Genomic DNA, 12,366 nt, shown 5'->3' with positions numbered 1-12,366 from the left:
GCCGTACGCGCCACAGCCGTACCAGGGAGTGTCAGCCGATGTGGTAGCTGTCGCCGTACACCTTCCAGTCGAGCGGCGGATCCAGGTTCAGGTTGCCCTTCTTCAGGAAGACCCGCTGGGCGGTGTCCACCCGGCTGGTGTCGGAGTGGGCCTCCTCCTGGCGCATCGCCCAGACCCGGGCGTCGAGGAAGGCGTTGAGGTACGTGACCTCGTTGCCGCCCTGGGCCGGCGGCTTCGCCTTGGCGAGGGCCCGCTTGCGGATGGAGCTGAAACCGGTGCTGTCGCCGCCGTCGCCGTGCATGACGATGGCGTCGTAGTACGCGAACTGGCCCAGCGTGCCGATGCCGTCGGCCTTGCCCTGGCTGACCGCCGGGTCGAAGTACACCCGGTCCCGCTCGTCGTTCTGGGCCTGTTTGAACGCCGAGTCGGAGGCGGCGGTCGCCCAGTCCTTCTTGAAGTTCGGATCGAGGCCGCTGTGCGAGTCGGTGCCGTTGACCTTCCGCAGCGCGGGAAGATACTTCGCGAGGACGTTGCCCGGCTCGCGCCGGGTGTACAACTCGACGAGGTCGAGCATGTCGCCGGTGCCGGAACAGAAGCCGATGATGCCCGCGGTGTAGCCGCGGCCGTCGCCGATGTCCTCGATGTACTTGTACTGTGCCTTCCAGTTGAGCGAGGAGTTCTCCGCGCTGGAGACCAACTGCATGGCGATCTCCTTCTTCGCCGGATCGTCGAGCCCGGTCGCGGCGGCGGCCCGCGGAGCCGCCGCTGTCCGCTGATCCGCCGCCGGGTGGGAGGAAGAGCCCGCGTAGGCCGCGACAGGTATCGCCGTGAGCGCCAATCCGACCGCGATGACCGCGATGCGTACGGAGCGGGTGTTGCGACGTGCGGTGCGCTTATGGGGGGTGTGCACCAGGCCTCCAAAGGGAGTTCGTCGATCCATCAGTCTGTTAGGAAGCTTTCCTACCAGAGTCCGATGAGAGCCGTACACCCCTGTGGCACAAGGGAGTCGGGATGTGCGACATCCCGTGAGTTCCCCTGAGCCCGGCTGAGCCCCCAACCCCGTGGCCAGGAGGTTCCTTCTCCTTCGGGTGCTCTGCGGCTCTATGACGTAACTTCGGGATTCTTGAAGCGTTCTCATTTCGTCCGGCCGATCCACAGTCGGAACGAAGATGAGGAGGCTCGGGTTGGCGGGGCTGGCGGTCGTACGGGACCTGCGTGAGCACTGGGCGCCCGCGTCGGCGGAGGAGCTGGAGCGGTTCGAGACTGACGTGCTGTCCGGGTTCGTCCTCGCGCGGGCATCGGCGCGTCTGGCGGATGGCACGATCCGCGGGGACGTCGGGCACCTGGAGCAGGTCAGGACCTGGTTCGGCCGACCGCTGTGGGACATGGAGCCGGCCGACGCCGACGCGTACTTCGGGAAGGTGCTGCGGAACTCACCGAGCGGCACCCGGCTGGCCCGGTCGCAGGCGCTGACGACGTACTTCCTGTTCCTGGAGCTGCGGCACAAGGTCGAGCTTCACCGGATGACCGGCCGGGTGGTCGAGTGCCCGATCGACGAGATGAACCGGCCGCGCGGTGCCAAGGACGCCCAGCTGCGGATCCCGCCGACCGGGCCGGAGGTCGGGATGCTGTTCACCGGCTGGGGCGGCGAGCTGGCCACCTGCCGCAAGTTCGCCCCTACTGCCAGGAACTACACCGCCTCCAAGCTGATGTCCCAGGTCGGCCTGCGGGTCAGTGAGGCGTGCAAGCTCGACCTGACGGACATCAAGTGGGACCTGGGGCGCTTCGGCAAGCTCCATGTCCGCCACGGCAAGGGCGCCCGCGGGTCGGGCCCGCGTGAGCGGATGGTGCCGCTGATCAACGGCGCTGACCGCACGCTGCGGTGGTTCATCGAGGACGTGTGGGGCCAGTTCGACGACGACCACACCCGCCCCGGCGCCCCGCTGTTCCCCTCCGAACGCAAGAACGCCGACGGCTCCTCGCGCCGGGTGGGCGACGACGCCCTGCGCGGCGGGCTCAAGGACGCGGCCAAGGCACATCTGCCGGGGTGGGGCGAGAAGCTGACGCCGCATGTCCTGCGGCTTTTCTGCGCGTCCCAACTCTATGAGAACGGGCTGGACTTGCTCGCGATTCAGGAGGTTTTGGGACATTCCTGGATCGCCGCGACGATGCGATATGTCCACGTCCAGCAGACCCGGGTCGAGGACGCCTGGGTCGCCGGGACCGAGCGGGCCGCGAAGCGGCTGGAAGGGCTGATCCGATGAGGTGGAACCTGCGGCTGACCGCCGCGAGCAAGGGTATCTGGAAGGCGTCCGAACTCCAACGAAGCCTGGCCGAGCACGGGTTGGTGATCTCAGCGGGGAAGATGTCCGGACTGTGGTCCGGCCAGCCGGTCTCGCTCAAGCTGGAGGACCTGGACGTCATCTGCGTGGTCCTTGGCTGCGAGATCGGTGACCTGCTCATCCCCGAGCCGGAGAAGGTCCGCCGCCCGGGGCAGGCGGAGGGGACGGAGCGAGCCGCGGCTGGCGCGGGGACCGGCGCACGAGCGGTGGTCCCCAAGCGCCGGGACGGCCGGTCGCTGCCGCCGGAGTAAGCCGGTGGCACGGTTCCCGAAGGGCTACGTCAAGCCCACCGACTCCTGCGGAAGCTGCCTGGCCTGGGGAAACTTCAGCGGCCGCCTCTGCCCCACCTGCTACATGTTCGGTCGCAGTCACGATGCGGCCGCATGCACCGGCTGCCGCCGAATCCAGCCGTTGAAGTGGGACTACTGCCGACTATGCTGGTGCCAGGCCCGCCTCAACGCGAGGGCCGTCACCGGCCAGCCGGCGGACGAGACGGACGTGCGGGATCGGCTCGCCGCCGTCCGGCACCACCAGCTGTTCTTCATGGGCCTGCACTACCGCAGAAGACCGACACCCTCGGCACGGCGGCGCGGAGGACGGCGGGGAGCCCCGCGCAAGCCGCCCCCCGCCCCGACCTGGCGCCCGGATCCCGGCTGGCGGCAGTTGCCGCTGTTCGAGCAGATCCCCCGTGACTACAGCCGACTCGCCCTCGCTGACTCCGACCTCGCCAGCCCCTGGCTGGCCTGGGCGAAGTACCTCGCCCACCGGCTCGCCGAGGCCCGAGGCTGGGGACGCGGCATCCGCTTCGCCGTCAACCGCGGCCTGGCCATCGTCCTCACCGGCTACGTCGACGGCGACGTCATCCGGCACACGGAGATCTTCACCCCACTGCGGGCCCTGGACCTGCCAGTCGGCCACACCATCACGGTCCTGGAGGAGATGGGGATCTTCGAAGACGACAGCGAACCCTCCTTCGAACACTGGCTCGTCGAGAGGCTGGAGGGTCTCGCACCCGGCATCCGCTCGGAGACCGAGCGCTGGACCCGTGTCCTGCGCGACGGCGGCCCGCGCAGCCTCCCGCGACGGGAGGGCACCGTCTGGCTCTACCTCAACCGGGCCCGTCCGGCCTTGATGGAATGGTCGAACCGCTACGACCACCTGCGGGAAGTGACCCGCGACGACGTCCTCGCCTACATCAAGACACTGCACGGCCGCCAGCGACACGACCAACTCGTCGCCCTGCGCTAGCTGTTCACTTGGGCCAAGCGGAACGGACTGATTTTCCGCAACCCCACGAGCCGGATCAAGGTGGGGCAATACGAGTACGCCGTGCTGCAACCGCTCATCCCCGAGCAGGTCGACCGGTCCGTCGCGGCGGCCACCACCCCGGCGACGCGGCTCATCCTCGCCCTCGCAGCGGTCCACGCCGCCCGAGTTGCCCAGATCGCCACCCTCATGCTCGACGATGTCGACCTCGGCAACCGCCGGCTGACCATCGCCGGCGCGTCCGCCCGCTGGACGACCTCACCTTGCAGCTGCTGCTGGACTGGCTTGAGCACCGGCGCCGCCGGTGGCCGAACACCGCGAACCTCCACCTGCTGATCAACAACCAGACCGCCAACACGACCGGCAGGGCCAGCAACCACTGGATCAGCACCGCGATGCGCGGCCAGGAAGCGACCCTGGAGCGACTCCGAGTCGACCGCCAGCTCGAAGAGGCCATGGTCAAAGGCCCCGACCCACTCCACCTCGCGGAGGTCTTCGGGCTCGACGAGAAGACCGCGATGCGCTACGCGGACTCCGCGCGGGCCCTGCTGGAGCAGGCCGCCGAGGCCGGTCCCGTGTCTTGACGCAGACCCACGGGGCCTTCCCCAGAATCAGGGCAGCGGACCTGAAGTTCGTCGCAACCCTCACTCCGACGATACTGTGGTGATCCGCTTCTCGAACCAATGATGGGCATACGGTTCGTCGTTGAAGGCGGTGACCTCCTCGAAGCCATAGGAGTAGTACAGGCCGATCGCGCGGCTGAGAGCCTTGTTGGTGTCCAGGCGCAGTACGTCAAAGCCGTGCCGGGCGGCCCGAGCCTCCAGCTCGGCCAAAAACCGCCGGCCGAGGCCGAGGCCCCGGGTGTGAGGCGCAACCCACATGCGCTTGACCTCGGCCGGGGCACCGGGCGGCAGCTTCAGACCCGCGCAGCCGACGGGCTCGCCGTGCAGCCGGGCAACCAAGAACAGCCCGTGCGGCGGCCGGAGTTCGCCCGCGTCGGGCAGCAGGCTCCGCGCGGGGTCGAAACCGGCCTCGAAGCGCTCCTGCAGCTCGGTGAAGTAGGACCGCAAACAGTGCTGGGCGTCGGGGTGGTCCGGGTCGACACAGTCCAGCGCGACCGTCGCGGCGGTCAGCAAGCGGTCAACCTCGGCCATGGCGGCGACCAGTCGGGCGCGCTGGGCGGTGTTGAGCGGCTCCAGGAGGGAGCCGGCCAGCTCGTCGCTGCGGCGATCGAGCGCGACGCGCTCCGCACGGCCCGCGTCGGTGAGCCGGACGGTACGCACCCGTCTGTCCCGGGGCCGCGGCTCCACCGTCACCAGGCCGGCGGCCTCCAGGGAGCGCAATAGCCGGCTGACGTACCCGGAGTCGAGCCCGAGGCGCTCGCGCAACCGCCGTACGTCCTGGCCCTGCTCGCCGATCTCCCACAGCAGCCGCGCCTCACCGACGGGCCGGCCGCGGCCCAGGTAGTGGCCGTGAAGCACGCCCACGCGTTCGGTGACGGTGCGGTTGAACCGCCGTACCTGATCGATCTGTGTCCCATCCACTCTCTGACTCTAGTCAGAGAACCTCGCGCGCGACCAGAGGCAGTGCGCGACAGCACGCACCATCGGCTATCCGGCCACGGCCACAGCCCTCAGGATCGTTCAGCATCCTCGTGTTCACTCGAACCCACGGATGCGGCGGCCTGAAGCACACTGGCGGACCCGTGGGTTCGCGCTGAAGAAGCTTCGGTTTCCCTGAACCCACGGGGCTCACGGGGGTTGAGGAATATCGGAACGAAAACCGGCGCTAAGCATTCCCTGCTCTCCGGAACCCGTTGACCTGCGGTTCCGTGGTGGTTGAACCTTCGGCGGTCGTGTTGATCAACTGCCTGGAGGTCCGCGGTGCCGGTCGCGTTTCTGACGGATGAGCAGGCCGCGGGGTACGCGGTGTTCCGAGGGGCGCCGGCCCGCGCGGAGCTGGAGCGGTTCTTCTTCCTGGACGACGCGGACCGGGAGCTGGTCGAGTCGAAGCGGTGGGCGCACAACCGGCCGGGCTTCGCCGCCCAGCTGACGACGGTGCGCTTCCTCGGGGTGTTCCTGGCCGACCCGACCAACGTCCCGGTGGAGGTCGCGGAGTACCTGGCCGAGGGATGGAGGACCAGATCGGCGCGCTCGGCCCGGTCCTCAACGCCCTGGTGCTCTTCAACACCCGCTACATGGACGTCGCCCTGGTCCGGCTCCGCGCGCAGGGCTTCGACGTCCGAGAGCAGGACGTCGCCCGGCTCTCCCCGTTCATCCGGCACCACGTCAACATGCTCGGCCGGTACTCCTTCCTCCTGCCCGAGATGCCCGGCGGCCTGCGGCCACTGCGAGACCCGGAGCAGGCCGACAGGGGACTGAGCACGCGGCACACGCGCCCACCTCGCCGAAGCCCCGGAGAGGTGTTCAGCCCTCCAGACGGCGCTTGCTGAGCCAGGCGACCATCTCGGGTTCGTGGTGGTCGAAGAACAGCGTGGCGCCGGTGTCGAGGGCCGCGATTGCGGACATCTGGTCGTCGGTGAGGCGGAAGTCGAAGACGTCGATGTTCTGCGCCATCCGGTCGGGGTTGACCGACTTGGGGATGGTGACGATGTCGCGCTGGACCAGCCAGCGAAGCACGACCTGGGCCACGGACTTGCCGTGCGCCTCGCCGATCTTGCTGAGGACGGGGTGGGTGAACAGGTCGTTCTTGCCTTCGGCGAAGCCGCCCCACGCCTGGTGCTGCACACGGTGCTCGCGCATGAGGTCGTGGTCGGCGGTGCGCTGGAAGAACGGGTGGGTCTCGATCTGGTTGACCTGCGGGGTGATCTCGTTGTTGAGGATCAGGTCCAGGAGGCGGTCGGGGTAGAAGTTGGCGACACCGATCGCCCTGGCCAGGCCCTCGCTGGTGGCGGCCTCCATGGCGCGCCACTGGCCGTAGACGTCGCCGTAGGGCTGGTGCATCAGGTACAGATCGACGTGGTCCAGGCCGAGCTTGGTCAGGGAGGTCTCCAGGGCGCGGCGGGTGTTGTCCTGGGCGGGGGCGTCCTGGACCCAGAGCTTCGTGGTGACGAACAGTTCCTCGCGGGGGATGCCGCTGTTCTTGATGGCGTGGCCGACAGCTTCCTCGTTGCCGTAGGCGGCGGCGGTGTCCAGCAGGCGGTAGCCAGCGCCGAGGGCGTCGGTGACGGCCTGCTCGGTCTTGTCGGCGGGGATCTGGTAGACGCCGAAGCCGAGGATCGGCATCTCGACGCCGTTGTTCAGGGTGACGTGCTGCACGGGGGGACTCTCCTGGAAGGACGGGTGGTCGGCGGATGGTGCCGGTTCAGTCGGTGGGTTCGGTGACCGTGGCCAGGACGCCGGTGGCGCTCATGGCGGCGGGCCAGCCGGCGTAGAAGGCGAGGTGGGTGATCGCCCCGACGAGTTCGCCAGTGGTGAGGCCGTTGTCGAGGGCACGGCGCAGATGGCCGGTCAGTTGGGCGTCGCGGCCCAGAGCCACCAGGGCGGCGACGGTGATCAGGCTGCGGTCGCGTGGGGACAGGTCGGGCCGCTCCCAGACGTCGGCGAAGAGGACGTCGTCGGTCAGATCGGCGAGTTTCGGGGCGTGGCGGCGGACGAGGTCCAGTGCGACGCGCGGGTTGGTCCCGGCCATCAGCGCTCCATCATCCCCATGCCGGCCTCGTTGTGGGTGTCGCCGGCGGCCGAGGGCAGGCTGTTCAGAGCGGTGAGCTGGCCAGCGGTGAGGCGGACAGTGTCGGCGCCGGCGTTCTCCTCGATGCGGGCCACACGGCGGGTGCCGGGGATGGGCGCGATGAAGTCGCCCTGGGCGAGCAGCCAGGCCAGTGCCACCTGCGCCGGGGTGGCGCCGATCTCGGTCGCGATGGCGGCGACCTGGTCGGCCAGGTGCAGGTTCTGCTGGAAGTTCTCGCCGGTGAACCGGGGGTTGTCGGCGCGGAAGTCGGTGGGGTCGAACTGCCCGGTGGAGCGGATCGTGCCGGTCAGGAAGCCGCGCCCGAGCGGGGAGAAGGGCACGAAGCCGATGTTCAGTTCCCGCAGCACGGGCAGGACGCGGGCCTCGGGGTCGCGGGTGAACAGCGAGTACTCGGACTGGACCGCGGTGATCGGGTGGACGGCGTGGGCGCGGCGGATGGTCTCGGGGCCGGCTTCCGAGAGGCCGATGTGTCGGATCTTGCCCTCGGCTACCAGCTCGGCCAGGGCCCCGACGGTCTCCTCGATGGGCGTGCCCGGGTCGACGCGGTGCTGGTAGTAGAGGTCGATGCGGTCGGTGCCCAGGCGCTTGAGCGAGCCCTCGACGGCGGCGCGGACGTTGGCCGGGCTGCTGTCGGTGGCACCGGGGCGGCCGGTGTGGGAGACGAGGCCGAACTTGGTGGCGAGCACCGCCTGGTCGCGGCGGCCCTTGAGGGCGCGGCCGACGAGTTCCTCGTTGGTGTAGGGGCCGTAGACCTCGGCGGTGTCGATGAGGGTGACGCCCAGGTCCAGGGCGCGGTGGATGGTGCGCACGGATTGGTCGTCGTCGGTGCCGGCGCCGGTGTAGCCGTGGGACATGCCCATGGCTCCCAGGCCGATGCGGGAGACGTCCAGGTCGCGCAGGTGGATGTGCTTCACGAGAAATCCTGTTCGTTCGCTGGTCGATGCCGGTTCGCCGAGCACCGGGTACGGGTCGGCTGCGCGCGGGCGACCGGTACGGGAACCCCCCCAAGGACTCCCGCGCCGCGGCCGGCGTCGGTGCCGCAGCGGGGCGCCCTCGTTCCGTGCGGGCGCGGACGCCGCTCGCGCACGAGGGGTGGTCAGGTCAGAGTGCCTGGCTGGCGGGTCGGAGCAGGATCTCGTGGATGGCCAGGTGCCGGGGGCGCTGGAGGGCGAAGGTGATGACCTCGGCGACATCCTCGGCGGTGACCTCGGCGACGTCGTAGAGCTGCTGGGCGCCCTGGCGGGTCGCTTCGTGGGTGATGTGGGTGGGCAGCTCGGTGGCGACGACGCCCGGCTCGATCACGGTGACGCGGACGTCGGGCAGCAGCTCCTTGCGCAGCGACTCCGACCAGCCGTTGATGCCGAACTTGGTGGCCGCGTACACGCCGCTGCCGACGTTGGCGACCCGGCCGGCGACGGAGGAGACGTTCACCAGGTCGCCGCCGCCGTCCTTGAGCTGGTGTCGAGGAACACCTCGGTGGCCGTGATCGCGCCGAGCAGGTTGACCTCGATCATCTTGCGGTAGTCGTCGCGCTGCTCGGCGGAGAACGGGCCGAGCAGCATGACCCCGGCGTTGTTCACCAGCACGTCCGTGCCGCCGAACTCCTGCTTCACCTGTTCGGCCGCCGCGACGAGGGCGCCGCGGTCGGTGACGTCGGCGGAGATGGCGATCGCACCGTCGCCGAGCTCGTCGGCGAGGGCCTTGATGCGGTCCGTGCGGCGGGCAAGAAGCGCGACCCGGTAGCCCGCTGCGTGCAGGGACCGGGCGGTCGCGGCGCCGATCCCGGAGGAGGCCCCGGTGATGACGGCGACGCGTCCCTGCTTCTGGTCCTGGCTCATCGTGTTTCCTGTCCTTCGTGGTGACAATGCGTGGCCGGCCGCCCGGTGGCGGTCGGCGCTCGGCGGTCCGAAGGGTCCGGATCGCCCCGACGTAGCCATTGCAGCACCGGCCTCCAGAGGGCGCGAGGGACGGCTTATACGTGTACTGGCAGTCACTCCTACAGATCCTCGACCGGCCGTACCGTGGACGACATGGACAACCAGGCCGAGGTGCGGGACTTCCTGCGCACACGACGCGACCGGATCACCCCCGAGCAGGCGGGGATCGTCGTCGGCGGCCGTCGCCGCCTGCCCGGCCTGCGCCGCGAGGAAGTCGCCATGCTGGCGGGGATGAGCAGCGACTACTACGCGAAGATGGAACGCGGGAACCTCGCCGGCGTCTCTCCCCAAATACTCGACGCCTTGGCCCAGGCGCTTCGCCTCGACGAGGCGGAGACCGAGCACCTGCACGACCTCGCCAGGGCCGCGAATCCCTCACCGAGCCGACGCCGCTCCCGCCCGGCACAATCGATGATCCGGCCCTCGCTCCAGCGCTTCCTCGACGCGATCACCGGAGCACCCGCATGGATCGTCAACCAGCGGGCCGACATCCTCGCCACCAACCAGCTCGCCCGCGCCCTGCTCGCCCCGCTGCTTGAGGACCCGGACGCCCGGAACAACAGCGCGCGGTTCATCTTCCTCAGCCCCGCCGCGCGCTCCTTCTACCCGCAGTGGGAGCGTGCCGCGGACACCTCCGCCGCGAACCTGCGGACAGCCGCAGGACGAAACCCGCGCGACAAGGCCCTGACCGACCTCATCGGGGAACTCGCGGCCCGCAGCGACGCCTTCAGCAGCCGCTGGTCCGCCCACGACGTCCGCCTGCACCGCACCGGCACCAAGCACATCCACCATCCCGACGTCGGCGACCTCGAATTCGTCTACGAGGGTGTCGAGCTGCCCGACCACCCCGGATGGAAGATGTACGCCTACACGAGCGCGGCGGGATCCCCGACCGAGGAACGGGTCAAGCTCCTCGGCAGCCTCGCCGCCACAGCGGTCGATGCGCAGGCCACCGCACCCGCCCTCCAGCCGGACGACCTGTGAGCCAGTTCGGCTTCCGGGATCAATAGAACCGTGACTATCGGTGAGAACGATCACGGAGCCGGGGCGGACCCGGAACGTAGCCATGCCCCGGAACACGGGACGGCCCCGCGCCGCGTGAAAGACGCGGTACGGGGCCGGAACGGGCCGCGTCAGCAGTCGAGGTACGCCACGTGGATCCAGACGCCCGTGGGGCCGCCCCACAGGTCACCCATGACCCAGTTGCCCTGCCTGCCACGGTAGTTGAGGTTCTGGCCCCGGTTCACCTGGCCCAGGACCGGGTAGTCGTTGCCCGGTCCGCCGCGGAAGTTCACCCCGTTGTCGTTGACGGTGCAGACCGCGGCCGGTGCCTGCGCGACCGGCACGGCGGCGGGGCTCTGCACGGCCTGGGCGGCGGGGCCGAAGGCCAGTCCCAGACCGGCGGTCAGGACCGCCACGGCCAGCATCATCTTCTTCATCATGCGGATTCTCCTCCGTGTTCCGGCCCACGTCGGCGTGTGCCGTTCAGCAGCCTCAACGGAGCTGCCGACCGTCGGGTCACGGGTCCCGGACACCCGTCGGGCAGGAGTGAAAGCGCAGGTCATACAGCATGTGCACCGGCGCACGCAGCGGAGGGGGCACAAGCTCCTCGCGCCCGTCGATCACGGGTTTGACGAGCGCCTCGAGGTCGGGCCATCGCCCGTCCGGCTGTAGCGTCATGGGTATGGAAGATCAATCTGTTGTCGACGTCGGCGATGTACGGCTGGCGTATCGGACCTATGGCGACCCCTTCGGCTCGCCCGTGGTCCTGCTGCACGGCCTCGGCGGTTCCGCCGCGAGCTGGGAGGCGGCCGGGAGTCTCCTCGGCGAGCAGTGGCGGGTGTACGCCCTCGATCTGCGCGGGCACGGCGAGAGCGACTGGCCCGACGAGTACTCCTTCGAGCTGATGCGGGACGACGTCCTCGGCTTCCTCGACGAGTGCGAGCTCGACCGGGTGGGCCTGGTCGGCCACTCGATGGGCGGAGTCGTCGCGCAGCTGCTCGCCCAGGAGCACGCGGACCGGGTCGAGCGGCTGGTGCTGGTGGAGACCCCGCCGCCGTTCCCGAGCGAGCCGAAACCGGCCCCCGAGCCGGAGGGTCCGGTGGACTACGACTGGGCTGCCGTCGCTCCCATCCGGGCCCAGGTGTCCGACCCCGACCCCGAGTGGGCGGCCGGGCTCGGCGAGATCGTCGCGCCGACGCTCTTGATCGCCGGCGGCCCGGAGTCCAGCATGCCCCAGGGGCGCCTGCAGGACATGGCCTCGCTGATCCCGGACTGCCGACTGATCACGATCGGGGGCGGCCACCGGGTGCATGAGGTCCACCCCGACCAGGTCGCCCAGCAGATCACGGAGTTCTTCACCAGCTGAAGGGCCGACGGTACGGCCGTCGGCCCGCGCCCGGACCGGCAACCGCGCCCCGGCAGCCCCGCCCGGCAGCCGCTCACTGCCCTACGGGAGCGCGGTCGACGTCCTACAGGAGCGCGGCCGACGTGCCCGGCTGCCAGTCCGGACGGCGGCCGCTCATGGCGACGGTCCGGTCGACGAGGGGTGCGTCGGCCGGGACCGGAACGGGCGGCCCGAAGACGGTCTCGGACCGGGGGACGTTGTCGTTCGGCGTCAGCATGCCCAGCGAGACACGCAGGCTCGCCTCGTCCGCCTCGTACTTCTGGCCGGTCGAACGGGCCAGGTCCCAGCCATGGATCACCAGCTCGTCCAGTACGACCACCGCGGCCACCTCGCCCGGCATGTCGACACCGCCCGCCCGGGTCATGCCCTGCCGGGCGGCAGGATCGCGCCAGGCCGTCACCAGCTCGTCCAGCAGCGGCGGCAGCGTTTCGCGCCAGTCGTCGGCGAGGACCGGAAGCGCGGCGTCCGGGGCGGTGTCGGTCGTCGGGCCGAAGTCCTTCCGCGCCGCGTCGCGAAAGGCCGTGCTCAGCCCGGCCACGTGGGCCAGGAGCTCCCGGACCGTGTAGTCGGGACAGGGCGTCGGGTCCGCCAGCCGCTGGTCACCGATCCCGTCGAGCAGGCCGGCGATCTGCCGGGCCGCGGGCTCCAGATCGATCGCGGGTGTGGTCTCTGTGTATGTATCCATGCAGTGCAGACCGCTCCG

General features: G+C 70.0%; 16 protein-coding genes and 2 pseudogenes. 9 read left to right on the top strand and 9 right to left on the bottom strand.

Annotated elements, in window-relative coordinates; all coding sequences use genetic code 11:
- Positions 1-31 precede the first annotated feature (31 nt).
- Entirely contained in the window at positions 32-910 is an 879-nt protein-coding gene (locus ACFU8Q_RS02530; protein ID WP_384446919.1) for a chitosanase, read from the bottom strand.
- A 274-nt stretch (positions 911-1,184) separates the two neighbouring features.
- Here ACFU8Q_RS02530 and ACFU8Q_RS02525 point away from each other — a divergent pair, with 274 nt between their 5' ends.
- The 5 genes from ACFU8Q_RS02525 to ACFU8Q_RS02505 all read left to right on the top strand — a co-directional run bounded on the left by ACFU8Q_RS02525 (position 1,185) and on the right by ACFU8Q_RS02505 (position 4,192).
- Complete coding sequence (locus ACFU8Q_RS02525) at positions 1,185-2,264, top strand: tyrosine-type recombinase/integrase (protein ID WP_384446917.1); 1,080 nt, start codon at positions 1,185-1,187, stop codon at positions 2,262-2,264.
- Complete coding sequence (locus tag ACFU8Q_RS02520; RefSeq protein WP_384446915.1) at positions 2,261-2,593, top strand: helix-turn-helix domain-containing protein; 333 nt, start codon at positions 2,261-2,263, stop codon at positions 2,591-2,593. The genes ACFU8Q_RS02525 and ACFU8Q_RS02520 overlap by 4 nt, the downstream gene beginning before the upstream one ends.
- A gap of 4 nt (positions 2,594-2,597) precedes the next feature.
- Positions 2,598-3,590 (top strand): hypothetical protein, encoded by a 993-nt coding sequence (locus ACFU8Q_RS02515; RefSeq protein WP_384446913.1) that lies wholly within the window; start codon positions 2,598-2,600, stop codon positions 3,588-3,590.
- 81 nt (positions 3,591-3,671) lie between these two features.
- Positions 3,672-3,944, top strand: coding sequence for a hypothetical protein (locus tag ACFU8Q_RS02510; RefSeq protein ID WP_384446912.1), 273 nt, complete (start codon positions 3,672-3,674; stop codon positions 3,942-3,944).
- Complete coding sequence (locus ACFU8Q_RS02505) at positions 3,872-4,192, top strand: hypothetical protein (protein WP_384446910.1); 321 nt, start codon at positions 3,872-3,874, stop codon at positions 4,190-4,192. Before ACFU8Q_RS02510 ends, ACFU8Q_RS02505 begins: the two co-directional genes overlap by 73 nt.
- A 60-nt stretch (positions 4,193-4,252) precedes the next feature.
- Here ACFU8Q_RS02505 and ACFU8Q_RS02500 read toward each other — a convergent pair whose 3' ends face one another.
- Complete coding sequence (locus ACFU8Q_RS02500; RefSeq protein WP_384446909.1) at positions 4,253-5,152, bottom strand: GNAT family N-acetyltransferase; 900 nt, start codon at positions 5,150-5,152, stop codon at positions 4,253-4,255.
- A gap of 339 nt (positions 5,153-5,491) precedes the next feature.
- Between ACFU8Q_RS02500 and ACFU8Q_RS02495 the strand changes: the two are divergent.
- Positions 5,492-5,734 (top strand): annotated as a pseudogene (locus tag ACFU8Q_RS02495) (DUF4158 domain-containing protein); the annotation flags it as partial.
- 2 nt (positions 5,735-5,736) lie between these two features.
- Positions 5,737-5,979: pseudogene (locus tag ACFU8Q_RS02490) on the top strand (Tn3 family transposase); the annotation flags it as partial.
- A 55-nt stretch (positions 5,980-6,034) separates the two neighbouring features.
- On the opposite strand, the gene ACFU8Q_RS02485 reads toward ACFU8Q_RS02490, so the two are convergent.
- The 5 genes from ACFU8Q_RS02485 to ACFU8Q_RS02465 all read right to left on the bottom strand — a co-directional run bounded on the left by ACFU8Q_RS02485 (position 6,035) and on the right by ACFU8Q_RS02465 (position 9,157).
- Complete coding sequence (locus tag ACFU8Q_RS02485) at positions 6,035-6,886, bottom strand: aldo/keto reductase (protein WP_384446907.1); 852 nt, start codon at positions 6,884-6,886, stop codon at positions 6,035-6,037.
- A 46-nt stretch (positions 6,887-6,932) separates the two neighbouring features.
- Positions 6,933-7,259: a carboxymuconolactone decarboxylase family protein gene (locus ACFU8Q_RS02480; protein ID WP_384446905.1), complete on the bottom strand. Its 327-nt coding sequence runs from the start codon at positions 7,257-7,259 to the stop codon at positions 6,933-6,935.
- On the bottom strand, positions 7,259-8,233 hold the full coding sequence (locus ACFU8Q_RS02475) for an aldo/keto reductase (RefSeq protein WP_384446903.1): 975 nt from the start codon (positions 8,231-8,233) through the stop codon (positions 7,259-7,261). Before ACFU8Q_RS02475 ends, ACFU8Q_RS02480 begins: the two co-directional genes overlap by 1 nt.
- A gap of 187 nt (positions 8,234-8,420) precedes the next feature.
- Positions 8,421-8,750, bottom strand: a complete 330-nt coding sequence (locus ACFU8Q_RS02470; RefSeq protein ID WP_384446901.1) for an SDR family NAD(P)-dependent oxidoreductase — start codon at positions 8,748-8,750, stop codon at positions 8,421-8,423.
- Positions 8,747-9,157 carry an SDR family oxidoreductase gene (locus ACFU8Q_RS02465; RefSeq protein WP_384446900.1) on the bottom strand — a complete coding sequence of 137 codons (411 nt, stop codon included), beginning with the start codon at positions 9,155-9,157 and terminating at the stop codon, positions 8,747-8,749. Before ACFU8Q_RS02465 ends, ACFU8Q_RS02470 begins: the two co-directional genes overlap by 4 nt.
- 192 nt (positions 9,158-9,349) lie before the next feature.
- Between ACFU8Q_RS02465 and ACFU8Q_RS02460 the strand changes: the two genes are divergently transcribed.
- Positions 9,350-10,240 (top strand): helix-turn-helix transcriptional regulator, encoded by an 891-nt coding sequence (locus tag ACFU8Q_RS02460; protein ID WP_384446898.1) that lies wholly within the window; start codon positions 9,350-9,352, stop codon positions 10,238-10,240.
- Positions 10,241-10,389: 149 nt separating this feature from the next.
- On the opposite strand, the gene ACFU8Q_RS02455 is transcribed toward ACFU8Q_RS02460, so the two are convergent.
- Entirely contained in the window at positions 10,390-10,698 is a 309-nt protein-coding gene (locus tag ACFU8Q_RS02455; protein WP_384446896.1) for an SH3 domain-containing protein, read from the bottom strand.
- A 242-nt stretch (positions 10,699-10,940) separates the two neighbouring features.
- Here ACFU8Q_RS02455 and ACFU8Q_RS02450 point away from each other — a divergent pair, with 242 nt between their 5' ends.
- Entirely contained in the window at positions 10,941-11,624 is a 684-nt protein-coding gene (locus ACFU8Q_RS02450; protein ID WP_384446895.1) for an alpha/beta fold hydrolase, read from the top strand.
- Positions 11,625-11,727: 103 nt separating this feature from the next.
- Here the strand turns inward: ACFU8Q_RS02450 and ACFU8Q_RS02445 are convergent, their stop codons facing one another.
- Positions 11,728-12,348, bottom strand: a complete 621-nt coding sequence (locus ACFU8Q_RS02445; protein ID WP_384446893.1) for a TIGR03086 family metal-binding protein — start codon at positions 12,346-12,348, stop codon at positions 11,728-11,730.
- Between the last annotated feature and the right edge of the window lie 18 nt (positions 12,349-12,366).

Source organism: Streptomyces sp. NPDC057543 (genome assembly GCF_042801895.1).
Taxonomy (GTDB): domain Bacteria; phylum Actinomycetota; class Actinomycetes; order Streptomycetales; family Streptomycetaceae; genus Streptomyces.
This window is presented reverse-complemented; position numbering and strand designations above follow the sequence as displayed.